Here is a 25,126-nt window from a genome sequence, read left to right as displayed (position 1 = left end):
CACATTTAAGGATTACTATGCTAAACAAAAAGATTCTAGTAACCGGAGGGGCGGGGTTTTTAGGCTCGCATTTATGTGAGAGATTACTTGAATGCGGCGATGAAGTGCTGTGTGTGGATAATCTTTTCACCGGCACAAAGCAAAATATTATGCACCTTTTGCAAAATCCTAGATTTGAATTTATGCGACACGATGTAACTTTTCCGCTGTATGTGGAGGTTGATGAGATTTATAACCTCGCTTGTCCGGCAAGCCCAGTGCATTATCAGTTTGACCCTGTGCAAACGACTAAAACCTCTGTAATGGGCGCGATAAATATGCTAGGTCTTGCTAAACGCGTGAAAGCTAAGATTTTACAAGCCTCTACGAGCGAAGTCTATGGCGACCCTGAAATCCACCCGCAAGTAGAATCTTATAAGGGTTCTGTCAATCCTATCGGTATAAGGGCTTGCTATGATGAGGGCAAGAGGTGTGCGGAGACGCTCTTTTTTGACTATCAAAGGCAACATAATTTAAATATTAAAGTTATGCGGATTTTTAATACCTATGGTCCTAGAATGCACCCAAATGATGGACGCGTGGTGAGTAACTTTATCATTCAGGCTTTGCGTGGGGAAGACATTACAATTTACGGCGATGGGAGCCAAACACGAAGTTTTTGCTATGTAGATGATTTGATTAGTGGAATGATGGCACTTATGGATAGTAGGGATGGATTTTTTGGACCGGTAAATATTGGCAATCCGCACGAATTTAGTATGCTAGAACTTGCCAACAATGTGCTTGAGCTAACAAATTCTAAATCTAAGCTTGTATTTTTACCCCTGCCCCAAGATGACCCAAAGCAACGCCAACCAGACATAACCCTAGCCAAAAAAGAGCTAAACTTTAGCCCACAAGTGCAGTTGAGAGAAGGGCTAGAGAAAACTATTGCGTATTTTAAAGGAATCATATAGTGCAAGATCGTATTAGAAATTTTTCTATCATCGCCCACATTGATCACGGCAAATCTACACTTGCAGATAGACTTATCCAAGAGTGTGGAGCAGTGAGTGAGCGCGAGATGACAAGCCAGATTATGGATACAATGGATATAGAAAAGGAGCGTGGGATCACCATTAAAGCTCAATCCGTGCGTTTGCATTATACCTACCAAGGGCAAAAATATATTCTAAATCTAATTGATACACCCGGGCATGTGGATTTTAGCTATGAGGTCTCCCGCTCCCTTAGCTCCTGTGAGGGCGCATTACTTGTCGTAGATGCTACCCAAGGCGTAGAAGCCCAAACAATCGCTAATGTCTATATCGCATTAGATAATAGTTTAGAAATTATCCCTGTGATTAATAAAATCGACCTACCTGCAGCTGATGCACCAAAGGTATGCGCCGAGATTGAAGAGAGCATAGGGCTTGACTGCTCTAAAGCTCTATGCGTGAGTGCTAAAAGTGGTATAGGTATAGAAACACTACTAGAATCTATCGTGCTAAAAATCCCCGCACCAAATGGTAACCCAAATGCCCCTACAAAAGCACTCATCTATGACAGCTGGTTTGACAACTACTTAGGCGCACTAGCACTTGTACGGCTTAAAGATGGAGCATTACACAAAGGGCAAAGTGTGCTTGTGATGAGTAGCCAAAAATCCTATGAAATCCTAGGGCTCTACTACCCACACCCTGTACAAAAAATCCCCACGGATAGGATTGAATGTGGCGAGATAGGGATCATCTCTCTTGGGGTAAAGTCTTTAACCGATCTAGCCGTGGGCGATACAATCACTGATGCCAAAGCCCCTATAAAAGAGCCTATAGAGGGCTTCAAGCCAGCCAAACCTTTTGTCTTTGCTGGAATCTATCCCATTGAGACAGATAAATTTGAAGAGCTACGCGAAGCACTAAAGAAGCTTAAGCTTAATGACTCTGCCCTAAGTTTTGAGCCAGAAACTTCTGTGGCATTAGGCTATGGCTTTCGGGTGGGGTTTTTGGGACTTTTGCATATGGAAGTGGTCAAGGAGCGACTAGAGAGAGAGTTTTCTCTAGCTTTGATTGCTACTGCACCAACGGTAGTATATGAAGTCTATTTGACTGATGGCTCTATGATGGTAGTACAAAACCCAAGTGAGCTACCCGAAGTGCAAAAAATAGACCACATCAAAGAGCCTTATGTTCGCGCTAGTATCATTACACCAAGTGAGTTTGTGGGTAATATCATCACCCTCCTAGCCAATCGTCGAGGCGTGCAGGAGAAAATGGACTACATCACACCAGAACGCGTGCTACTAGAGTACGCCCTGCCTAGCAATGAGATTGTAATGGACTTTTATGACAAACTAAAATCCTGCACCAAAGGCTATGCAAGCTTTGATTATGAACCTATAGAATATAGGAGTGGAGATTTGGTTCGGCTTGATATACGCGTAGCGGGCGAGATTGTCGATGCACTCTCAATTATCGTAGAAAAGTCTAAATCCTATGAGAAAGGGCGCGCGCTCGTAGAGTCGATGAAGGATCTCATACCGCGCCAGCTTTTTGAAGTAGCTATTCAGGCAAGTATTGGCTCAAAAATTATTGCAAGAGAGAGTGTGCGCTCTGTGGGTAAAAATGTAACTGCTAAATGTTATGGGGGAGATATAACAAGGAAGCGCAAGCTACTAGAGAAGCAAAAAGAAGGCAAAAAGCGTCTAAAGTCTATCGGCAAAGTTGATCTACCACAAGAAGCATTTCTTGCGATACTAAAAATCGATTAAAGTAGATTCTAGTAGCACAACTAGAATCTATATAAACTAGCCTATGGGATATTTAAACTAACTAGGCTTGATATTAGAGCCTAGAGACGATTGCTTCTGTATCTTGGGCGATGATAAGCTCTTCGTTTGTTGGGACTACACATACTTTAACCTTAGAATCTGCAGTAGAGATAATGGCTTCTTGCCCACAGACATTATTGGCTTCTGTATCAAGCTTCACGCCTAGGAACTCCAAATGCTCTACAATCATTCCACGGATAAACTTTGCATTCTCACCCACACCACCACAGAAACTAATCGCATCCACACCAATAAGCACCGCACAATATGAACCGATGTATTTTAAAACACGATACGCAAACGCAGCTCGAGCCAATTTGGCACGCTCATCACCCTTAAGATCAGCATCTAAAAGATCTCTAAAATCACTTGATAGCCCAGAGATCCCAAGCACGCCAGATTTTTTATTTAAAATATTGACAACTTCCTTTGTGCTTAGCTTTTCCCTATCGGCAATATACTCCAAAATAGCTGGATCTAAATCCCCACTTCTTGTCCCCATAATCAATCCTTCAAGTGGTGTTAGCCCCATACTTGTATCGACAGATTTGCCATTTTTAACCGCAGATATCGATGAGCCATTACCTAAATGGCAGACAATGATTTTAGAATTATAATAATCTAGACCTAGAAACTCCGCAGTTCGGCGTGAGACATACTTATGACTTGTGCCGTGGAAGCCATACCTGCGAACCTTATGCTTCTCATACCACTCATAAGGAACACCATAGATATATGCTCTAGGTGGCATACTTTGATGAAATGCTGTGTCAAATACGCCAACCATAGGGACATTTGGCATAAGCTCTTGGCACGCACGCACACCAATAATATTAGCGGGATTGTGCAATGGGGCTAACATTGAGCATTCTGCTACTTCATCTAAAACTCTCTCATCAATAAGCACAGACTCCTTAAAAGTCTCCCCACCATGCACAAGCCTATGTCCCACAGCAGAAATCTCTGCCAGCGAGCCAATTACGCCCTTATCCTTATCTACCAAGCACTGCAACACAAGCTGTATGGCTTTGGCGTGGGACTCTATAGATGTGTCTATGCTAGTCTTCTCTCCATTTCCGTTTTTATAGCTAATCTCACTCCCATCAAGACCGATGCGATCACATATCCCAGATGCGAGCACCTTGCTTGTAGAAGTCTGTATAAGCTGAAATTTTAACGATGAACTTCCGCAGTTGATAACTAAGACATTCATAATCTCTCTCCTTGAGTAAGATTGACGCATAAAGCCCAATGTATAAGCTAGCCTTAAAGCGACCAAAGTTTAGTGTAAGAGATTTCTGCTTAATACACAAAAATTTACAAAATCCATTTCGAGTTTTGTGTATTTTTAACACACTTTTAACACAAACCTGACGCAAACAACATAATAACAACAAAAACAAAGTGGTGAAATCATAAAAATTAGTGGCACATTGAGAAAATATGTTTAGATTCTACGCACTTATAATATGGCTACGACAAAAGCGTGCGATCAATCAACCCATTTGGAAGTGATAGAGAAGTAATCAATCTAGATTCTAGCGCACGATGTTCGCCACTATCCCTTTCGTGATCAAAGCCTAGTAGATGTAGCAATCCGTGTAAAAAAAGCAAGCACAATTCATCATAAAGACTATGGCTATATTGCTCGCTTATCATCTGGGCTAGGGGAATATTAATAGCAATACTCCCCAAAGGGACTTCCGTCATCAGTTCAAGCTCACTAGAATCTCTAGCTAAATCCAGCGGTGCAAGCGGGAAGCTTAGCACATCAGTCGCATAATCCTTACCCATAAATTCCACATTAAGTGAGTGCATATACTCTTTAGAGCAAAGAAGCAGCTCAATATCCCTATGCAAGAGAGTGCGCGTGCCATTAGCCAAACTGGTGGCAACTTGCTCTAGCACAGCTTGAAGTCTTACTTGCAGAGCTTGCAAAAAGTTAGAATCCAACCTTTGTGTAGAGTCGATAATTTGTAGCATATATAACCTCATTAACCATAGATTCTAGCTCTACAACAGCCTATATTTATCCCGCTCCTAAGTGCTTACCTTGGGCAAATAGATATGAAACTCTTTATCCTTAGCATTGAGCTCTATCCGTCCAGAATGCGCGTGGATAATCTGGCTAGAGAGTGCTAACCCCAAGCCATTACCTTTAAGCTTGGTAGTTACAAATGGCTCAAAGAGAATATTTGGGTCATCAAAAGGCTTACCATTGTCTTTAATCAAAAAGCATACTTGCCCCTGTGCAACATCGCCTTGTATCAATATCTTGCCGCTCTCACTCTCACTCTCTTCAATAGCATCAATAGCGTTAAATAAGAAATTTTGCAAAGCTATGAGCATTAGGTCCTTATCCATATAGGCGATCTTATCAGTAAATGTATAGATAAACTCTATATGCTTACTAAAGCTATAGCTCTTCACTAATGCTTGTAACTCATCTTGAAGCTCACAGATTCTCATCGGCTGCTTGTTGGCACTAATACCTTTAGAAAACAACAATGTCGCCTTAATAATGCGCTCCACGCGAAATATCGATTTTTGTAGCTCATCAATTAGTGGGACTTGCGATTCTCGTGCAGATTTGTGCAACGCAGAAGCCAGAATTGATATAGAGCCAATTGGATTGCGAATCTCGTGTGCCAAATGCGCAGAAATCTGCCCCATAGATGCAAGTCTAGCTTGACGCTTTTGGCTTGTAATATCTGTGGCAGTAATAAGCAAGCGGTTTTGAAAAGAGCCTGTTTGCACGAGAAATATCCTTTTATCATACTCGACTTCAAGCTCGCTATCTACTCCATTGCCGACCTTGTGTTTACAGTGGGGCTTTCTTGCTTGTATGGAATCTAATATCGGAGAAATCTCTATCGCGTGCGTGTTGCGGTAGAAAAAGCTACCATCGTGGTTATAAACCCAAATGGCTTGTGGTAGCGTCTCAATGAGCCACTCATATAAGGCTTTAGCATCTTTAACATCTTTTTCATAGCGGTAGCTAATATTGATAAACTCTTCCAAAAGCCGCTTAATATTCTCTGGGTTTTCTTGGATCTCGCGTAAGAAATCCTGTCCAGCTCGATCATCGTTATCGCTATCAGTAAAAGTTAGTGGCGACTTTTTGGAGCTAGAATTTATAGAATCTAGGGTATTTGTATCGCTAGGCGGCTTCAATTTGTAGCTTCTCTATGTGGTGCTTCTATGTAATTGCGCGGGTATTTCAAAGTCTGCCCACTGCTCTAAGGCAATTAGGCATAGGAGCTATGGCTACTTTTTCAAAGTTGGGATATATTTTGCAAGCGCATCAATCTCTTCATCGCTCAATGCCGCTGCTTGCCCCCACATTGTAGCACCAAGACCGAAGTGGTTTAGGGTTTTTGCTTTATAACCTAGAAGATCGTTTCTAATCTCTTCTTCTGTCATTGCGTTTGTGATCCTGCTTTTACCAAGTGCTTGTTTTTCCATATTGGCTCCGTGGCAAGCTTGACACTTTGTCTTAATAATATCTGCTGGTTCAGCAGCATTAAGAGCAACTGCACAGCCCAATACCCCTAATGTAGCGACAAGTTTTTGCTGAAGTATTTTCATAACCTTCTCCTTTAGTGAATTGTGAGGATGGATTCTACAACGAAAAAATAAATAAATGCCATAATTTTGCGCAAAACCAATTTTTGTGCCAACAGAGACACTTTGGGCTTTAAGTGTAGAGATAGCTTATATGGAATTGTTTTTGCTTAAAAACTCCATACATAAAGAATACGCGCAGATTTCAAGGAGAGATAATGACTGCAAGAATGCATAAGCAATGGCACCACTACATAATGACTGCGATCATCTCGCTACTTTTTAGCACGCACGCAAATGCCGAAAAAATTGGCGATATAGCTAGCATTGTAGGCGTGCGGGGTAACCAACTCATAGGTTATGGGTTAGTGATTGGGCTTAATGGCACAGGCGATAAAACTAGCTCAAAATTTACTATGCAGTCTATCGCTAATATGCTTGAGGGGGTAAATGTCAAAGTAAGCCCTGAAAGCATTAAATCAAAAAATGTTGCCGCAGTAGTCGTTACAGCAAATCTCCCACCATTTGCTAGACAGGGCGATAAGCTTGATATACAAATCTCCTCCATAGGCGATGCCAAATCCCTAGAATCTGGGATTTTAGTGATGACTCCACTTACTGCAGTAGATGGCAATATCTATGCTGTCGCCCAAGGTGCGGTAACCACAGGTAGCTCGGCTAATCTTTTGAGTGCGACCATCGCGCAAGGTGCGGTAGTGGAGCGAGAAGTAGCCTATAATCTAAGTCACCAGCAAGATTTAACCTTAAGCCTAAAGAGCGCAAATTTCCAAAATGCCATCAAAGTCCAGCAAGTGCTAAATAGCACTTTTGGCGAGCAAAGTGCTATAGCCATAGACTCCCGCACTATAAAGCTTAATCGCCCAGAGAATCTAACACCCGTAGAGTTTGTCGCTCTACTCCAAGAAGTGCAAATCGACTACACAATAGGAAGCAAAATCATCATCGATGAAAAGTCAGGCACCATTGTAGCAGGGATTGACATCCCCGTGCGCCCGGTGGTAGTAACAAGCGGAGACATCACGCTAAAAATCACTAACGAGCCACTACTTGATGAAAAGGGCGCGCAAAAGCTGGACTCCACGACAAGCTTTGATCCAAGTAGTACGACAATTAGTGCTAGCGAGCCAAATACCACCATATCCAATGTAGTCAAGGCCTTGCAAAAAATGGGCGCAAGCCCAAAAAGTATGATCTCTATCCTAGAAGCTATGCGTCAAAGCGGTGCAATCACTGCACCCATAGAGATTCTATAAGGATTCTACTAGAGCTAGTCAAAGTGCTAGAATCCACTTTTATATGAAGCACAAAACACAAAGGATACACAATGAAAATCGATACGAGCAATACTCTAGCAACATACCAAGCAAGCAAAACCCCCAGTATTAGCAAGAATAGCAACGATGAAAAGCTGCGAGAGCAAACTGATGCCTTTGAAGCGATTTTGCTAAAATTTATGCTAGATACTTCACTTAATCTTGAGAACGCAATCTACCCTAAGCAGCCCGGTGGCGAGATTTACCATGGAATGTATAAGGACACACTTGCCCAGCATCTCTCCGGAGGTTTTGGCTATAGCCAAGCTCTATTTGATTGGCTAAAAGAGCAGCAAAGAGGCTAGATTTTGAGTAGCTTACAAATAGGCTATAATACGCATTTAAATCAAAGCAAGGTATGGTAGATGAGAGTTATACATCTTATCACTCAGGATAATGGCGGAGCCGGTAGAGCTTGTATAAGACTGCATAAAGCACTGCTAGAAGCGGGAGTAGATTCTATCGTCATCACGCAGACTAAGACAAGTGATACTCCAAAGGTGCAACAACTTGCTCAAACAAAGCTCCAAAAGCTTATCTCAAAAATCCGCCCTTTTCTCTCGCAGATTCCACTTATGGCTTATTCCAATCGCATCAAAGATGTATTTTCCCCGCAAATACCCCTTTTCACTCCACACAATCGTCTCCTTATTTCAAAAGTCAATGCCTTGCAGCCAGACATTGTGCATTTGCATTGGGTAGAAAATGGTTTTTTTAACATTAAAGATTTGGAATCTATCAAAGCTCCAATGCTATGGAGCTTACACGATGCCAACCCCTATACAGGCGGCTGCCACTATGTGGCAGCCGCCTGTATAGGGGTTGGCATCCAGTGTAAAAAATGTCCCCTACTTAAATCCAACTCTTCGTTTGATATAAGCTTTTGGACATTTAGGCGCAAGGCAAAGACTTATGCCAAACTTAATAACCTTACCATCAATGGCTTATCGCGCTGGATTGCACAAAGTGCAAAAGATTCTGCACTTTTAGGCACTAAGCCTATTATCAATCTCCCAAATCCCATTGACACAAGCATTTATCGCCCTATACAAAAGTCCCTAGCACGCGAAATACTCCGTATCCATACACCCAAAAAAATCATAAGTTTTGGGGCTATCGGTGCTACTTCAACACCGCGTAAAGGCTTTAATGAACTAAAAAGTGCATTAGAAAATCTCCCACAATATCTTAAGGACAAATGTGAGCTACTTGTATTCGGCTCTACTGAAGGAAATAATATCAGTGGGATTGCTACGCATTATCTAGGCACTTTGCATGATGATATTACGCTTACTTTACTTTATAGTGCAAGTGATATGTTTATTATGCCAAGTCATTTAGAATCCTTTGGGCAAACCGCCCTTGAAGCTCTCTCTTGTGGTGCGCCAGTAGTGGCGTTTGATACAAGTGGGCTAAAAGATATTGTCACGCATAAACATAACGGCTACCTTGCCAAATGCTATGACACAGACGACCTAGCCCAAGGCATAGAGTGGATCCTAACTCTTGAAAGCACAATGTATGAAAAACTCTCCCAAGCAGCTAGAGCTTCCGCACACAATAGCTTTGAATCTTCGAAAGTCGCTCACTCCTATATCAAAGCTTACGCACAATTAGTTGGGGGGGGGGCAGTAGATAAAGCTTGGCTACTATCCATTGCTAAGCATACTCTCTATGCTCTTTTTTCTCATCTTTTTTCATCGCCCACCTTTTATATCGGCTTTGGTGCTATCGGTGGAGCAAGTGTTGAAAGAAAGGGCTTTAATGAGCTAAAAAGTGCATTAGAAAGTCTCCCACAAGATATTAAGGCAAGATGCGAACTACTCGTATTTGGTGGCACAGCACCGCAGATTCAAGGGATTAAATCCCATGCGATAGGCTTTCTCCACGATGATTATGCCCTATGTTTTGCCTTTAATGCTTGTGATGTGTTTGTCGCACCAAGTTTGGCAGAAAATCTAAGCAATGTCATTATGGAGTCTTTAGCCTGTGGCACACCAGTGGTGGCATTTGACATCGGTGGCAATGGCGATATGATTACTCATAAACACAATGGCTATCTTGCTACAAGCCCAGATGATTTAGCGCAAGGCATAAAGTGGATTTTGGATCAAGATTCTAAAGCCTATGCTAAACTCGCGCAAAATGCAAGGCAATCTGCCTTGAGATTTGAATCTGCAAAAGTTGCAAATACATATCTTGATACTTATGTATTTTTAACGGGGGGGGGGGGGGAGCAGTATAAACTCTTAAGCCTTTCACTTCAGCCACGCCACAATTCTCTTCAATGCAATTCCTATCGCTCTAATATCTCTAGCACAGGACTTGTAGCATAATGCTAAAGTCCATTTTACGCTCAGGTTTCATATCCATTATGGAGCTTTGTGTCAATATTTTTGCCTACACAAAGCCCAAACCCCACAATCCACAAACCCTTGCCATTCTTCGCACTGATGCCATAGGCGATTATCTACTTTTTCGTGCGTTTTTGAGCGAAGTGCGTCAAGCCTACCCTAGCTACCACATCACGCTTATTGGCAATAGTGTTTGGAAGCCCTTATATGAGTATTTTGACCAATCATATTGCAATGATTGTCTTTGGATTAACACAACACATTTTCAAACAAAACGCATTTATAGTAGGGTTAAAACCTTACGCAAAATAAAGCAAAAGCATTATGAGCTACTGCTTAATCCTGTGCATTCTCGCGATTGGCTAAATGCTACTCTTGCTTCACATATAAACGCCCTAAGCAAAATCGCCCCTCAAGGCGATGATGCCAATCTCTCCCCACGCAAAAAAACACGCTATGACAGAATCTACACCACCCTAACCCCAAGCAGCACGGAGATTCTCTTTGAGTTTTATCGCAATAAAGAGTTTTTCGAATATGTATTACAAAAACCACTTAGTACTTCGCCAAAGTTGCATTTGCATACCCATACACAAAATGCCATAGCAGAGCCTTATAGCATTCTATTTGTGGGGGCAAGTGCAAAATATCGCCAATGGAATGTAGAGTATTTTGCAGAGGTTGGAGAGCATTTAATGCGAGTTTATAAGCACAATATCCTTATTTGCGGAGGTAGTGCTGATGTAGAATCTGGTTTTTGCTTAGAGCAGATTCTACAAGAAAAAGCAAAAAAACTTAAACTTTCTCTACACAATCTTACTGGCAAAACTACTCTAGTGGAGCTGGCATTTCTCGTGTATAACGGCAACCTGCTTGTTTCGAATGAAACAAGCGCCGTGCATTTAGCCGCCTTGTTAGACACGACGATAATTATCGTCGTGTATAACGGCAACCATTTGGGTAGATTTATCCCCTATCCCAAGGAGATAAGGGATAAATACTACCCTGTGTTTCACCCTTTTATCACGGCAAATTACGCCAGATACAAGGATCTAAGCAACGCCTTTGCTTATAAAAGCACGCTTGAGATTAATGACATAAAGCCTATGCAAGTTATCAATCTTATAGACCAACTTTACACAAAGGAGCAAAAATGAGTGAATATTTTGAAGCAAGGGGTGTATCCCCAGAAACCTACAAAAAACAAGTCTTGCCAGCGTATTTCAATGAAGTAATTTATCAGCTACCTCCAAACGCTAGAATCTTAGATTTTGGCTGTGGTTTTGGGCAAAATCTTTTGGCAATTAAAGAGCATAATTTTGGCTTTATAGATTCTGGGGGGGGGGGGGGATGAAATCAACCACCACAAGCCTTATTTACTTGGGATTGACATTAACCCGCGCGCTGTTGCTTATGTGCAAAGCTTAGGGATAGAATCTATGAGATGTGAAAATATTTTAGATTTTATCCCTAATCAAAAGTTTGATTTAGTAATTGCCACGCACATTTTGGAGCATCTACCAAAAGAACAAGTGATAGAAATTCTCTCTCATTTTAAGAACAATATTTTGAAAGAAGGGGGAAAGATGTTTATAGCAGTGCCAAATGCCCAAAGCAATACAGGCTGCTACTGGGCATATGAAGACTTTACTCACAATACACTTTTTACAGCTGGAAGCTTAATCTATGTGCTAAAAATGGCAGGATTTACCCACATAAACATCATAGACCAAAATGCACTCGCTGGAACAAAAGGGATAAAAAGAGCTATCCGCATAATCTTTTTAAAACTCTATAAACTTAACTTCGCCTTTTGGAATCGCATAACAAATAGCGCCTTTCATACACCAAGTCCGCAAATTTTCAGCTATGAAATAAAAGCGTTAGCCTATTAAAAGGAGTAATATGAAAAATTTTCTTAAAAAAATCTTAACAAAGCTTAGAGCATTCTTCACCCATAAACTAGATTCTAAAATGGATAAGCTCACCCAGCTACAAGCCACCCTTCTATCAAAGCAACATAAAGAGCTTTATAAGAGGACCATTAATGGGGGGGGGGGGGGCACGTAAACATTATAAATTTTGAGTTTAGTGCATATTCACAAAATGGTGAGGATGGAATCTTGGATTTACTTATTGAAATTTTGGAGCTAGATTCTCCACACTCACCTTATCCTCGTGCTTTTGTGGAGTTTGGAGTGCAAGATTATACAGAATCTAACACGCGCTACCTTTTGAAAAAACGCAATTTTATGGGGTTTATTATGGATGGCAATGCGACACATATTGAATCTATCAAAAAAGATGAAATATATTGGAAGCACGATCTACAAGCGCAATGTGCCTTTATCACAAAGGAAAACATAAACACTCTAATCAAGCAATGGTTAGATTCTAGAAAGCTAGAGAATATCGCTCTTTTAAGCATTGATATTGATGGGGTAGATTATTTTGTATGGGAAGCCATAGAATGTGTAAATCCCGCTATTGTGGTGGTTGAGTATAATGCTGTGTTTGGAGATGAGCTTTGTGTGAGTGTGCCTTATCGGGCAGATTTTGAGCGGTTTGCAGCACATTTTAGCGGACTATATTTTGGTGCAAGCATAAAGGCTTTAATCGCGCTTGGCAAAGCTAAGGGCTATGTGTTTATTGGGGCAGATTCTAGTGGAACAAATCTATTTTTTGTCCACAAAAGCTTAGAATCTAAGCTCTGCTTTACTACCGCTCCTTTGCAGGAGTATTGCTCCATTCATCACGCAAGGCAAAGTCGCGATACATTTGGCAATCTCTCATTTTTGCAAGGAGATGAGAGATTGAGAGCTATTGAACATTTGCCCCTGCATACTTGCAAAGATTTTGACTAACCTAAAAGGAGAATCTATGAATACGCAAAATGTCAAACAAAATATCCCCTGTAAAATATGTGGCACACAAAGCCTATTAGCTTTTTTTACGCAGATTTTACATCAATATAATGAGCCTTTTTACAAATGCCAACACTGCGGATTTTTAGGCTGCGATGAAGCACATTGGCTGCCACAAGCCTACAAAAACGCAATCAATATTTCAGATACGGGCATAGTAGCACGCAACCTTTACTTGTATAAAATCGTATCCTGCGTAGCAGCGATTTTTTTTGCTATGAATACTAAAAGTGATATTTTGATGGAGGGGGGGGGATAAGCGAAAAGACTTTACTTGATTTTGGTGGCGGGAGCGGACTACTCGTGCGTCTGCTGCGTGATGTAGGGATAGAGAGCTATTGGAGTGATGAATATTGTGAAAATCTTTTTGCCAGGGGATTTGAATGGCAAGGAAATATACAGCCAACTTTATGCACTTGCTTTGAAGTTTTTGAGCATTTGCCAAATCCTAGAACGCAAATAGATTCTATGTTAAAAATTTGCCCAAATCTCCTTTTTTCTACCGAGCTTCTCCCTTGTGCTATTCCAGAATCTGGTGGGGCAAATGTGTGGTGGTATTATGGCTTTTCCCACGGACAACATATTAGTTTTTATACTTACAAATCTTTAGAGCTTATCGCTAAAAGTCATAATCTACATTTTTGCTCTTATGGAGGATTGCACTTATTTAGTCAGTCTCATATCTCGCCATTGTGCTTTAAATGGGTTGTTAAACTAGCACACAAGGGACTTTTTACACTTATCAAAATGCGATTTACATCTAAGACTATGAATGATTGTGAAAAATTAAGTCAAATGGGACTATAATGCCAAGCTTTATTTGATACATAAGGATATGCAATGAAGCTTTTAAACTTTGCCTGTGGTAGTAGAATCCACACCGATTGGGTAAATATCGACTTTAGCCCGATTGACAAAAGGGTAAAGAAAGTAAATTTGCTTAACACACTCCCTTTCGCCGATGAAAGCTTTGATGTGGCGTATAGTAGCCATTTTTTAGAGCATTTAACTCCACCAAAAGCCCTACAAATCCTTAAAGAAATAAAAAGAATCTTAAAGCCAAATGGTATCGTGCGAATTGTCGTACCAGATTTAGAGAATCTCGCTTCTGCCTATCTCTCAACCCTTTCACGCCTTTTAGATTCTAAAAAGCTAAATTCTAATGGGGGGGGGGGCAAGAAACACCCACGCAGGAATTTAGAAAGCTTGAGTTTGAATATGATTGGCTTATGATTGAAATGTTTGACCAAATGGTGCGTATGCAAAGTGGCGGAGAGATGGGGGAGTGCTTCCACTCCATAGCAACAAACCAAGATAAAATAAGGGCAGATTTTATCAAACAGCGTGTGGGAGAAAAGCTTTTAGAAAATACACTTACAACAACTAGCCTAAAATCCAAAATCACCCTTGACAAAATCGCAAATAAGATTCTCAATCTTTATCTTAAAGCACTCTATTTTCTCGCCCCTCGTAATATTAGAGATGAAGTCTTTATCCGCACAAGCATTGGGGAGCGGCATAAATGGGCTTATGATAGCTTTTCGCTTCATAGACTACTAAGACTTGCTGGATTTACAGACATACAAACAATGCGTTATGACTACTCAAGGATTCCAAACTTTAACACCTACTTGCTTGATATAAACGCTGATGGCTCTCCGTATAAGGGTATATCAAGTCTGTATATGGAGGCAAAAAGCTAGAATCTAAACTCTCAACAACTATCAAGGGATATTTAAGATTGCAAAATGTAGAATCCACGCTATTTTGATTTTAGGAAACTTTATGCTTGGCAGCACATTACGCACTATACTTAGGCTTCCGTGGCGGATTTTCAATCGATGTAAGTTAAAAGCCCTACAGCACTATAATCGCCTATGCCACCCACCAAAATGGCATAATCTCCGCTCCACAAAACCTATATCAAGGGTTTTTGGCTTCGATCGTGGCACACCTATTGATAGAATCTACACAAATGATTTTTTACAAGCAAACGCACATTTTATACAAGGTAGAGTATGTGAAATTGCCGAAAACACCTACACAAAAGCTTTTGGGAATAATGTAACCCAAAGTGAGATTCTCCACTACACCGCGGATAACAAAAATGCCACGATTATAGGCGACCTCACACAGCACAGCACTCTTCCGCAAGGTATTTTAGATTGCTTTATTTGCACGGTTACACTCAATTTTATTTATGATTACAAAGCAGCGATTAAGGGTATTTATTTAATGCTAAAAAGTAATGGGGGGGGGGCATAACAAACTCAAGGTGTGAAACAAACCCAACAGATCAATCTATAAATCCACCCACAAATCCATCTAGCACCGCTCTTGTAACCGTAGTGGGGCTTGTGCAGATTTCACAATATGATTATGAGAGATGGGGTGATTATTGGCGTTTTACAGATATGGGGATAAAGAAAGATTTTGAAGAAGTGTTTGGCAAAGGAAATGTAGAAGTTACCACTTATGGCAATGTTTTAGCTACTATGGCGGAGCTTCAAGGTATTGCCGCTGAAGAGCTTAAGCACGATGAGCTTTTTTACAATGACCCACTCTACCCTGTGCTTATCACACTTGTAGCCAAAAAATACTAGGAGTATGACTTGAGATATTACATAAACAAAATACGCCACACCCTTTCGCGCTTTGAATCTATCCAAAATCTCTTTAAGGGAAAAGGAATGATTGTAATGCTTCATAGAATCGCACCATTTGAAGATAAGCTCTCGCCCAATGAAGCAATGAAAGTTAGCCCTGAGTTCTTAGAATCTTTCATCACTCAAGCATTAGATTTAAACTTCCACTTTATTAGCCTAGATAGGCTTTATGAAGGGCTTGTGCATAATGATTTACCAGAATATTTTATCTGCTTTACCATTGATGATGGCTATAAAGACAATCTCACTTTTGGCTATCCTATCTTTGCAAAATATAATATTCCATTTTGTATCTATATCTGCACATCTTTTCCAGAATCTAGCCATAATATGTGGTGGTTTGCCCTAGAAGATTATCTTTTAAAGCACGATCATATTTCTTATCATAATACAAAATATGATATTTCAACAAAAGCTTTAAAAGAAGAGATGTTTCTTGCAATACGAGCTGAAATTATCACACATATCAATGACTATGAAAGCTGCAAACAAACCCTTGAAAATCTTGGCATCTCCTATAATCCACGCGATTATGATAATCTTACACTTTCTTGGGAAGATATACATTTTCTCCACACTCAAAAGCCACAAAATACGCTGGGGGGGGGGAGGCAACTTTGTACCATAGGCTGCCACACTCACTCACACCCGATTTTTAATAATCTTAGTAATGATGGAATAATAAAAGACATAGTAAAATCCCAAAAACTTTTTGAGCAAAAACTACACTTTACGCCCACACATTTTGCCTATCCTTTCGGTAGTAGAATAGAAGTAAGTCCTAAGCATTTCTCACTCATTCAAAACCTTGGTTTTACAACCGCTACTACAACAAGACACGGAACTATTTATCCACAACACGCTAAACATATCCACGCCCTACCTCGTGTGTTTTTTAATGAAAATTTTATGCTAGAATCTGCCTTTAAGATTCGTAAAAAACGCATTGTAACAGCTTAAATACACTTGCTCAAAGGAGATAAAATGACTATTGATTTACAAGAAAAGAATCTTACAGAACAAGAAAAATTAGGCGTAGAACGCTTGTTAGAATCTCAAAATCCAAACATCACTGATGATTTAGAGCAAATCTGGTATCTACTTGATAAAACTTGGCACGATATGGGCTGTGATAATAAAAATTTAGATTGGGATAAAATCGCTAAATTTTATGCTCACCCTGTATGGTTACTCAATGGACTTTTTATAGAAACACACGAACTTTCAATGCAAATACGCAAAAGTATAGCTTCATATATCGCAGAGCAAGGTTTTAAACGCATTTGTGATTATGGAGGAGGGTTTGGCACTTTAGCAAGAGAGATAGCGCAGATTTGCCCATATATTCATATTGATATATATGAGCCATTCCCAAGCGAGTATGGCAAAAAATGTATAGAAAATTTCGCAAATATTCACTTTGTCGGCGATCTTAAAAAAGATTATTATGACTGCCTTATTTCAACAGATGTGCTAGAGCATGTGGATAATGTGCTAGAGACATTCAACACAATGCTTGAAAGTCTGCAAATAGGTGGCAAAGCACTTGTTGGCAACTGCTTTTATCCTGTTATCAAATGTCACTTGCCAAAGCATTTCCACTTCCGTTACACTTTCAAACACATCGCCACGCTTATGGGCGTTACGCACATTGGCAATATACAAGGAGCGGACTATGTCCAAATCTATCACAAATCTAAAGCTACGCAAGTAGGTTTTATGGCAAAATTAATGGGGGGGGGGGAGCAAATGTATATTTCCCTTGCTCAATATAACGCGATTTGTGCTTAGACCTTGCGTGAGATTATTAAGAAAATTAAAAAGAAGAAGGAGCTTTAGATGACACCACAACCCCATACATCTTATCCTTGCATACTTTGCCATAGCAACGATACGCATATCACACAAAGTGTGGCTAAAAGCGACATAACTACACTTTATCAAAAAGCTTTTGGTATCGATACACAATCACTTATCACGAGCAATTTGCTTTTTCATCACTGCAATACTTGTGATTTACGATTTTTTACCTGTGAAGATGGCTCTATCCCTACTGGTGATGACGCATTCTACAATACCTTAAATCAACTTGACTGGTATTATTTTAGCGAAAAGCACGAGTATCACTTTGCTAAAAAGTTCATTGCCAAAGATTCTAAAGTCCTAGAAGTCGGCTGTGGTAAAGCTGCATTTGCCCACTTTCTACCGCAAGAGACAAAGTCCCACTATGTTGGCTTAGAGTTTAGCACTCAAGCCAAGCAAATGGCAGCAAAAGATGGAATCTTGATTGAAAATATATCCGTTGAAGAGTATGCAAAATCCCACGCTGGGCATTTTGATGTCGCTTGTAGTTTTCAGGTTTTAGAGCATGTGGCTAATCCCTATGCCTTTATACAAGCACAAGTTGAATGCTTAAAAAGTGATATTTTACGGGGGGGGGGGGGGAATAAAACTCCATATCTAATCATAGCTATCCCAAGTGAAAATAGTTTCTTGCAATATTGTGTCAATGGCATTCTCAATATGCCACCCCATCATATATCCCGCTTCAGCGATAAAACTCTCCAAGAAATAGCTAGAATCTTTAAGCTTAAATTGTTAGAAATTCACCACGAGCAAGTCCAGCCAGAACATATTGACTTTTATAAAGCAACAATGTGGGCGAAACTCTTTTTACCAACCCCTCTTATAGATAGGGGATTAGCAAGAAAATTTATCAATAAAATAGGGATTATCGGCAAATCTTTTATCAAAATCCCACACAATGCCTATGGACATACAGCAGTAGCGGTATACACTTTAGACAAATCCACACTAATCTAAAATCCGCACTTCTGGCTCAAGCAAAATCCCAAAACGATCTTGTACTTTTTTTTGCGCATATTCTATCACCCATAGCACATCTTCAAAGCTTGCTCCACCGCGATGCACTAAGAAATTTGCGTGTTGCTCACTAAAGCCTACACCATTTTTCATAAAACCTTTTAGCCCGGCTAGCTCCAGTAATCTACCCGCATAATCTCCTTTAGGATTTTTGAAGCAGCTACCACAGCTAGGAAGCTTAGGATGAGTCTTTCTCATTATCTTGCAAGCTTGTAACACTTCTTCCCTAAACCCCGGCTTCTTCCTAAAGCGTACAGCACTAATAAGCCCACAAATCGCACTGTGCCTATATGCAAGCCCTAAATCCTGAGTCCAAATACCATTAACACAAGCACTTAACACACAATCTTTCATCTCATACTGCTTCATACCAGCATTCATCATCAAAAGCCCCCCAGCACTACCGGGCAGCGCCTGCAAAAACTCTAGCCCACGCAAATTATGCTTGCGGAAAAATGCAAATATTTTTCCACTTGGTGTCATCGCCCCCACTTCTACCCACTCCTCACTCTCCAAAATATAGTCAAACTCTCTACTAAGCATTGCGAGATTTAGTGCATTTGGAGAGACTAGTAGATTATATGCATGCCCTATATAGCGATATTTCCGCATCGCGACAAAGCTCTCTTTATCGCTTTTCTCCAGCACCACAACAGGCGTTACTCCGCCAATCTTTAAGCTACTATATTTAGCGAAATCTATGTAATTTTCGCACATACTAGCTGATAAATCTTGGAATTAGCTCGATAATATTCTTCGTATAATCTGTAAGCATTGTAAGCATCCAAGGCATTGTAAAAATAATTACAACAATAACGCCTAGAATCTTAGGCACAAACGAAAGCGTCATTTCATTAATCTGTGTTGTCGCTTGAAAAATACTAACAAAAAGCCCTATCACAAGCCCTGTGGCTAAAATAGGCAGAGAAATCAGCAATGTGATCTTGTAGGTCTCAATGGCTAATGCCATAAGCTGCCCTTCCATATCAATCCCTACTACCTACGCTAGAATCCACTCTTACCAAGCCGAGGTGTTTTTCCCAACCTTGATAATATTAACTTCATTATCCCACACTACAAGCCCACTCTTTAAATCAGTAAGAGTGAGTAAAAAAAAGTAATCCACCCTTTGCTTAGATTTTACCTTTGTATTACGCTGGACAATCTTGCCCGACAGTGATAACTCAGGGGCGATGATACTGCCTTTTTCTGGGACTCCATATTGATTAACTTCATCATTTCCGCGCGCATCTCGCACAGAATCTAGCATTTTATCTTTGCTACCACCACTCCCTGCAAACGCCATTGTTAGGATAAATTTCCCACTATTACGCATATCACGCGTAATTTTACGCGTAAGCTCTTGAGTAGAAAAATGTTGCATAGTATCATTGATCACATCAGAAATCACAAGCACTTTAGGCTTTGAAAGTCCAGCTAGAGAGCGCACATACCCACTTTCCAAAAGCGACTTAATATTATCACTTGCTGCTTTCTCCAAATCATGGTAATCAATCCCCAAAGAAGAATACTCCCTAGATTCTGCATTATCCACATATTGCACACCACCACAGCCACATAGTATAAGTCCAGCTACCAAAGCCCAGTAACAAACCATCCACTTCATCATCGCACCTATTTTAATGTTTTTTCAAGATCTGCTATGCGCGTCCAAGTAGCCACCACAGAATCTGGGTTCAAAGAAATAGAGCTAATACCCTCCTTGACTAAAAACTCTGCTATCTCAGGATAGTCACTAGGAGCTTGCCCACAAATCCCACAGTATTTGTTGTGCTTTTTGCACGCGACAATAGCACGCTTAAACATCTCTAGCATAGCAGGATTGCGCTCATCAAAAATGTGGCTCACAAGCTGCCCATCTCTATCCACCCCAAGAGTAAGCTGAGTAAGGTCATTTGATCCGATAGAGAAGCCATCAAACATACTTAGAAAATCATCTGCTAAAATCACATTCACAGGTAGCTCACACATCACATAAATTTCTAAGTCATTCTTGCCGGATTCTAGCCCGTTACGGCGCATAATCTCAAGCACCTTTTTTCCCTCTTCTGGCGTGCGAAGAAATGGCACCATAACCTTCATATTTGTAAGTCCCATTTCTTCACGCACTATACTAAGCGCCTCACACTCCCACTCAAATGCCGTGCGATATAGATCAGAGTAATACCGACTAGCCCCACGATAACCAAGCATTGGATTTTCTTCTAGAGGTTCATAAGCTAGCCCACCAATCATACCTCGGTATTCATTAGACTTAAAATCACTCACACGCACAATCACAGGTTTAGGATAAAACGCTGCAGAGATCATACCCATCCCCTCTGCGATCTTTTTGATGAAAAAGTCCTTAGGACTCTCATAACCAGAAATAAGTCTCTCTATCTCCTCCTTGTCTTTTATGTCTTTTTTGCCATTTTGCAAATCAAGCAAAGCAAGTGGATGGGCTTTGATTTGATTTAAGATAATATGCTCCATACGCGCAAGCCCCACCCCATCATTTGGCAATTGCGAAAATCCAAACGCTTTCTCTGGGTTACCAATATTCATATAGATCTTAGTCTTTGTCTGCCCAAGATTACCAAGCTCAATGGTCTCAATCTCAAAAGGGTGGATTCCAGCATAAATATAGCCCTCTTCACCCTCAGCACAAGATGCAGTGATCTCCATACCTGTATAAAGCCTATCAGTCGCACCCACTGCCCCAACAATAGCAGGTACGCCGATTTCACGCGCGACAATAGCAGCATGGCAAGTGCGCCCACCACGATTAGTAATAACTGCGGCTGCTTTTTTCATCGCTGGCTCCCAATCTGGGTCAGTATTGTCTGTTACAAGGATTTCACCTTCTTTAAAAGTGTTCATATGCTCCAGATCATTTATGATACGCACTTTTCCGTGTCCAATCTTCCCACCAATCGCACGCCCTGTGAGTATTACTTCTCGCTCAGCGCCTCTATCTTTAAAACGAAATTTCTCTAATTTTTGCGCGCAACCATTTTTGCTCTTTTGACTCTGCACGGTTTCAGGGCGCGCTTGCACGATAAATATCTCCCCGCTCTCACCATCTTTAGACCACTCCATATCCATAGGGCGATACTCGCCTGCTTCTTTTGTGTAGTGTTCCTCAATCTTTATCGCATAGCGCGCTAGGGTTAAAATATCTGCATCAGTGATAGAGAAAGTGCGCATTTCTTCTTGGGTGGTTTGGATGTTTTTTGTCGGGTGTGGATCGCCGGGCGTAGCATAAACCATTTTTTGATGCTTGTGCCCTAGCTGTCGCTTAATAATGGGTCGTTTACCCTCTTTGAGTGTAGGCTTAAAGACATAGAATTCATCAGGATTTACCGTCCCTCCCACGACATTTTCGCCTAGCCCCCAGCTAGAAGTGATAAATACCGCATCTTTAAAGCCTGTTTCTGTATCGATAGAAAACATCACCCCAGCACTGCCTTTATCAGCGCGCACCATCTTTTGCACACCCACAGACAAAGCTACCTTAAAGTGATCAAATCCTCTAGAAGCACGATAGCTTACTGCCCTATCAGTAAAAAGTGAAGCAAAGCAAGATTTAATATAATGCACCAAATCTGTCTGTCCCTTTACGCTTAGATAAGTATCCTGCTGCCCTGCGAAGCTCGCATCAGGTAGGTCTTCCGCAGTAGCTGAGCTACGCACAGCCACATCAGCATAAGTCATACCATATTCTTCACTCAAAATCCTATATGCCTCAAAAATCTCATCACGCAAGTCGTGGGGTAGTGGCGTGCCAAAGATCAGCTCACGAATCTGCTTGGATCTAGTTTTAAGTACATCAATTTCTGTTACATCAACACCTGCGAGCAAGCCAATGATTTTTTGTCGAATCCCACCAGAATCCAAAAGATACCAATACGCATCACTTGTGATGGCAAAGCCATTTGGCACTTTAATTCCAACAGGGACAAGCTCCTGGAACATCTCACCAATGCTAGCATTTTTACCACCAACAAGCGGGACATCTTTATTATTGAGCTCTTTGAAAAACTTGATATACTTCATTCTCTCTCCTAGTGGGTATGTGGTATTGCGCTGCTTCTATTGATTGCGACTCACAAAAGCATATTGTAATTGATAAACCTTTAATAAACCTTATACGAAAACTTAATACAAATGCAAAGAATCAATTGCTACAATACCAAGCATTACCCAATCACAGCATCTCAAGGACATCTATGAGTAAGACATTTTTGATACAAGATATGCCAAGCGCATTACAGGCACACAAACTTTCACAAGATGATTACAAGCAGATTCTAGCGATTTTAGGGCGAGAGCCAAACCTTGTGGAGCTTGGAATTTTCTCAGCGATGTGGAGCGAGCATTGTAGCTATAAATCAAGTAGAATCTATCTCAAGGGCTTCCCCACAAGCGCGCCTTGGGTCATTCAAGGTCCGGGAGAAAATGCCGGCGTGATTGATATAGGCGGAGGCTATGCCGCTATTTTTAAAGTAGAATCCCACAACCACCCTAGCTTCATTGAGCCTTATGCTGGGGCAGCAACTGGTGTGGGTGGGATTATGCGCGATATTTTCACAATGGGTGCGCGCCCAGTGGCAAGTTTAGATTCTATTCGCTTTGGTGAGATTTGGCGAGATGATGAAGTAGGCAAAAAGCATAAATCTCTGCTTAGTGGTGTAGTAGCTGGGATTGGTGGATATGGGAATTGTATGGGCGTACCAACTATCGGCGGAGAAACAAGCTTTGAGTCTTGCTACAATGGTAATATTTTGGTCAATGCCTTTTGTCTAGGCATTGCTAAAACACAAGAGATTTTCTACGCTAAAGCGCAAGGCAGTGGTAACCCTGTCTTATATGTAGGGAGCAAAACAGGACGCGATGGCTTAGGTGGGGCAATGATGAGTAGTGATTCTTTTAACGAGAATTCTAAAAACTTACGCCCAACGGTGCAAGTAGGCGATCCTTTCACAGAAAAGCTCCTGCTTGAAGCCTGCTTAGAGCTATTTGCGCAAGATCTAATCATCGGCATCCAAGATATGGGAGCAGCTGGGCTTACAAGCTCTAGCTTTGAAATGGCTGGGCGAAGCGGGAGCGGAATGAAACTCTACCTAGATAAAGTCCCTATGCGCGAAAAAGCTATGAATGCCTATGAGCTTATGCTTAGCGAATCCCAAGAGCGGATGCTAATTTGCGCTAAAAAGGGCGCAGAAGCGCAAATTAAAGCGATCTTTGATAAATGGGAGCTCGATTGCGAAGTGATCGGAGAAGTTACACAAAGTGGCGATATGGAGCTATTTTGGGGAGAAGAGAAGATAGCGCATATCCCCATTGCACCCATCACAGAAAACGCCCCTATTCTTCATCTCCACACCAAAGAGCCAAGCTATATACGCGAACTCCGCAAGCTAAACCCACTAGAATTCATCTCCTACCACACGGCTCAACATAGCCTTACAGATATAGTGCGGATTCTACTAGGAAGTCTTGATATTTGTGATAAAGGGTGGATTTATAGCCAGTATGATAGTAGCGTGCAGACAAACACGCTTATCGCTTCTGGGCAAGGAGAGGGTAGCGTGATTCGCGTGAAAGAAAATGGCGTAGCCCTTGGTATGGCTATCCACGCGCCTGTGCGCTACTGCTACCTAAACCCAAGAGAAGGTAGTAAGATTGCCGTAGCACGCGCAGGGAGAAAATGCGCTACAAGGGGTATCAAGCCACTAGCAATTAGTGATTGCCTAAATTTTGGCAACCCAAACAATCCAGAAGTAATGTGGCAGTTTAAAGAGAGTTGCGAGGGCATAAAGCAAGCGTGCGAAATACTACAAACCCCGGTAGTAAGTGGTAATGTCTCCTTATACAACCAAACCAACACCACAGACATCTACCCTACCCCAACAATTGTGAGCGTAGGCATAGCACAAAACCCACAAACCATCATCGATTCTGCTTTCACAAAAGTGGGGAGCAAAATCGCCCTGCTAGGCGAGATAGGCGAAGACTTTGGTGGCAGCGTGCTAGAAAAACTTGTACAAATAGGCAGTTTTAATCGCGAGCTAGATTCTAGCTCAAACAATCACGCTACAAAAACTCCTACCAATACACAGAGTCAAGTCACGCCCCAAGGAGACACTCCAAATATAGACCTTAACGCAGAAAAGCGGTTATGGGATCTTTTGTTAAACGGAATTACAAAAGGGCTTATCCTTAGCGCAAAAGAAGTGGGTGATGGTGGCTTAGGCGTAGCTTTAGCGAAGATGTCTATCCTTAGCAGGCTAGGCTGTGTCGTGCAAATCACCCTACCAAAGCGCGAAATGCTTTTTAGCCAGACACAAAGTTGCGTAGTGGTAGAAACAAACGATTTTGTGCATCTGCAAGAGCTAGCAAAACTGCAAAACTTCTCTTGTACGCTATTGGGAGAAGTGCAGGGAGATAGCGTTAATGTCAGAGTAGATTCTGGTGTAAATGAGCAATTAGAGCTTACACTCCAAGAAGCAAGTGAGATATTTTTTCAAAGTTTTGCAAAACACTTAGGCACAAACGCCTAGATTCTAGTCAAACAGCCTGACTAGAA

Annotated in this window: 28 protein-coding genes; 20 read left to right on the top strand and 8 right to left on the bottom strand. The window is 41.2% G+C overall.

Annotated elements, in window-relative coordinates:
* The first annotated feature begins 17 nt into the window (after positions 1-17).
* Entirely contained in the window at positions 18-956 is a 939-nt protein-coding gene (locus IKB69_RS01305; protein WP_290945317.1) for a UDP-glucuronic acid decarboxylase family protein, read from the top strand.
* Positions 956-2,749 carry a translation elongation factor 4 gene (lepA, locus tag IKB69_RS01300; protein ID WP_290945315.1) on the top strand — a complete coding sequence of 598 codons (1,794 nt, stop codon included), beginning with the start codon at positions 956-958 and terminating at the stop codon, positions 2,747-2,749. Before IKB69_RS01305 ends, lepA begins: the two co-directional genes overlap by 1 nt.
* A 73-nt stretch (positions 2,750-2,822) precedes the next feature.
* Here the strand turns inward: lepA and IKB69_RS01295 are convergent, their stop codons facing one another.
* The 4 genes from IKB69_RS01295 to IKB69_RS01280 form a co-directional block, all read right to left on the bottom strand.
* The gene (locus IKB69_RS01295) at positions 2,823-4,022 is read right to left on the bottom strand and encodes an acetate kinase (protein WP_290945313.1); all 1,200 of its coding nucleotides are present in this window, start codon (positions 4,020-4,022) and stop codon (positions 2,823-2,825) included.
* Between the two features lie 260 nt (positions 4,023-4,282).
* Positions 4,283-4,792 carry an rRNA maturation RNase YbeY gene (ybeY, locus tag IKB69_RS01290; RefSeq protein ID WP_290945311.1) on the bottom strand — a complete coding sequence of 170 codons (510 nt, stop codon included), beginning with the start codon at positions 4,790-4,792 and terminating at the stop codon, positions 4,283-4,285.
* Between the two features lie 57 nt (positions 4,793-4,849).
* Positions 4,850-5,983, bottom strand: a complete 1,134-nt coding sequence (locus IKB69_RS01285; protein ID WP_290945309.1) for an ATP-binding protein — start codon at positions 5,981-5,983, stop codon at positions 4,850-4,852.
* A 93-nt stretch (positions 5,984-6,076) separates the two neighbouring features.
* Positions 6,077-6,397: a c-type cytochrome gene (locus tag IKB69_RS01280; protein ID WP_290945307.1), complete on the bottom strand. Its 321-nt coding sequence runs from the start codon at positions 6,395-6,397 to the stop codon at positions 6,077-6,079.
* Positions 6,398-6,630: 233 nt separating this feature from the next.
* On the opposite strand from IKB69_RS01280, the gene IKB69_RS01275 reads away from it, so the two are divergent.
* From IKB69_RS01275 to IKB69_RS01195, 17 genes are all read left to right on the top strand, one after another.
* Positions 6,631-7,647 (top strand): flagellar basal body P-ring protein FlgI, encoded by a 1,017-nt coding sequence (locus tag IKB69_RS01275; RefSeq protein WP_290945336.1) that lies wholly within the window; start codon positions 6,631-6,633, stop codon positions 7,645-7,647.
* A 71-nt stretch (positions 7,648-7,718) separates the two neighbouring features.
* Complete coding sequence (locus tag IKB69_RS01270) at positions 7,719-8,012, top strand: Rod binding protein (RefSeq protein ID WP_290945306.1); 294 nt, start codon at positions 7,719-7,721, stop codon at positions 8,010-8,012.
* 60 nt (positions 8,013-8,072) lie between these two features.
* Entirely contained in the window at positions 8,073-10,043 is a 1,971-nt protein-coding gene (locus tag IKB69_RS01265) for a glycosyltransferase (protein ID WP_290945304.1), read from the top strand.
* Positions 10,043-11,218, top strand: coding sequence for a glycosyltransferase family 9 protein (locus IKB69_RS01260; RefSeq protein ID WP_290945302.1), 1,176 nt, complete (start codon positions 10,043-10,045; stop codon positions 11,216-11,218). Before IKB69_RS01265 ends, IKB69_RS01260 begins: the two co-directional genes overlap by 1 nt.
* The gene (locus IKB69_RS01255) at positions 11,215-11,415 is read left to right on the top strand and encodes a hypothetical protein (protein WP_290945300.1); all 201 of its coding nucleotides are present in this window, start codon (positions 11,215-11,217) and stop codon (positions 11,413-11,415) included. The genes IKB69_RS01260 and IKB69_RS01255 overlap by 4 nt, the downstream gene beginning before the upstream one ends.
* Entirely contained in the window at positions 11,393-11,956 is a 564-nt protein-coding gene (locus IKB69_RS01250; RefSeq protein ID WP_363240031.1) for a methyltransferase domain-containing protein, read from the top strand. Before IKB69_RS01255 ends, IKB69_RS01250 begins: the two co-directional genes overlap by 23 nt.
* A gap of 10 nt (positions 11,957-11,966) precedes the next feature.
* Positions 11,967-12,131, top strand: a complete 165-nt coding sequence (locus IKB69_RS01245; protein WP_290945298.1) for a hypothetical protein — start codon at positions 11,967-11,969, stop codon at positions 12,129-12,131.
* A 53-nt stretch (positions 12,132-12,184) separates the two neighbouring features.
* Positions 12,185-12,925 carry a hypothetical protein gene (locus IKB69_RS01240; protein WP_290945296.1) on the top strand — a complete coding sequence of 247 codons (741 nt, stop codon included), beginning with the start codon at positions 12,185-12,187 and terminating at the stop codon, positions 12,923-12,925.
* Between the two features lie 16 nt (positions 12,926-12,941).
* A complete protein-coding gene (locus IKB69_RS01235) occupies positions 12,942-13,244 on the top strand; it encodes a hypothetical protein (protein ID WP_290945294.1) in 303 nt (100 codons plus the stop codon).
* On the top strand, positions 13,241-13,792 hold the full coding sequence (locus IKB69_RS01230; RefSeq protein WP_290945331.1) for a class I SAM-dependent methyltransferase: 552 nt from the start codon (positions 13,241-13,243) through the stop codon (positions 13,790-13,792). Before IKB69_RS01235 ends, IKB69_RS01230 begins: the two co-directional genes overlap by 4 nt.
* 33 nt (positions 13,793-13,825) lie before the next feature.
* On the top strand, positions 13,826-14,218 hold the full coding sequence (locus IKB69_RS01225; protein WP_290945292.1) for a methyltransferase domain-containing protein: 393 nt from the start codon (positions 13,826-13,828) through the stop codon (positions 14,216-14,218).
* Positions 14,215-14,688, top strand: a complete 474-nt coding sequence (locus IKB69_RS01220; RefSeq protein WP_290945289.1) for a methyltransferase type 11 — start codon at positions 14,215-14,217, stop codon at positions 14,686-14,688. Before IKB69_RS01225 ends, IKB69_RS01220 begins: the two co-directional genes overlap by 4 nt.
* Before the next feature lie 82 nt (positions 14,689-14,770).
* Positions 14,771-15,250: a hypothetical protein gene (locus tag IKB69_RS01215; RefSeq protein WP_290945287.1), complete on the top strand. Its 480-nt coding sequence runs from the start codon at positions 14,771-14,773 to the stop codon at positions 15,248-15,250.
* 92 nt (positions 15,251-15,342) lie between these two features.
* Complete coding sequence (locus tag IKB69_RS01210) at positions 15,343-15,588, top strand: hypothetical protein (protein WP_290945285.1); 246 nt, start codon at positions 15,343-15,345, stop codon at positions 15,586-15,588.
* Positions 15,589-15,675: 87 nt separating this feature from the next.
* On the top strand, positions 15,676-16,611 hold the full coding sequence (locus tag IKB69_RS01205; RefSeq protein WP_290945283.1) for a polysaccharide deacetylase family protein: 936 nt from the start codon (positions 15,676-15,678) through the stop codon (positions 16,609-16,611).
* A gap of 24 nt (positions 16,612-16,635) precedes the next feature.
* Positions 16,636-17,442, top strand: a complete 807-nt coding sequence (locus IKB69_RS01200) for a methyltransferase domain-containing protein (protein WP_290945281.1) — start codon at positions 16,636-16,638, stop codon at positions 17,440-17,442.
* Between the two features lie 48 nt (positions 17,443-17,490).
* Complete coding sequence (locus IKB69_RS01195; protein ID WP_290945280.1) at positions 17,491-18,474, top strand: methyltransferase domain-containing protein; 984 nt, start codon at positions 17,491-17,493, stop codon at positions 18,472-18,474.
* Here IKB69_RS01195 and IKB69_RS01190 read toward each other — a convergent pair.
* From IKB69_RS01190 to ppsA, 4 genes are read right to left on the bottom strand one after another with little or no spacing between them, the layout of a single operon-like run.
* Entirely contained in the window at positions 18,466-19,251 is a 786-nt protein-coding gene (locus IKB69_RS01190; protein ID WP_290945279.1) for a UDP-N-acetylmuramate dehydrogenase, read from the bottom strand. The genes IKB69_RS01195 and IKB69_RS01190 overlap by 9 nt on opposite strands.
* Before the next feature lies 1 nt (position 19,252).
* Entirely contained in the window at positions 19,253-19,519 is a 267-nt protein-coding gene (fliQ, locus tag IKB69_RS01185; protein ID WP_290945277.1) for a flagellar biosynthesis protein FliQ, read from the bottom strand.
* Between the two features lie 33 nt (positions 19,520-19,552).
* Positions 19,553-20,164 (bottom strand): penicillin-binding protein activator LpoB, encoded by a 612-nt coding sequence (gene lpoB, locus IKB69_RS01180; RefSeq protein ID WP_290945275.1) that lies wholly within the window; start codon positions 20,162-20,164, stop codon positions 19,553-19,555.
* Positions 20,165-20,169: 5 nt separating this feature from the next.
* Positions 20,170-22,593 carry a pyruvate, water dikinase gene (gene ppsA, locus IKB69_RS01175; protein WP_290945273.1) on the bottom strand — a complete coding sequence of 808 codons (2,424 nt, stop codon included), beginning with the start codon at positions 22,591-22,593 and terminating at the stop codon, positions 20,170-20,172.
* Positions 22,594-22,766: 173 nt separating this feature from the next.
* On the opposite strand from ppsA, the gene purL reads away from it, so the two are divergent.
* Complete coding sequence (gene purL, locus IKB69_RS01170) at positions 22,767-25,100, top strand: phosphoribosylformylglycinamidine synthase subunit PurL (protein WP_290945270.1); 2,334 nt, start codon at positions 22,767-22,769, stop codon at positions 25,098-25,100.
* Positions 25,101-25,126: the final 26 nt, after the last annotated feature.

Origin of the sequence: Helicobacter sp. (assembly GCF_017502485.1) — a bacterium.
Lineage (GTDB): Bacteria > Campylobacterota > Campylobacteria > Campylobacterales > Helicobacteraceae > Helicobacter_B.
Note: the sequence above shows the minus strand (reverse complement) of the source record. Positions and strands in the feature narration are given on the sequence as shown.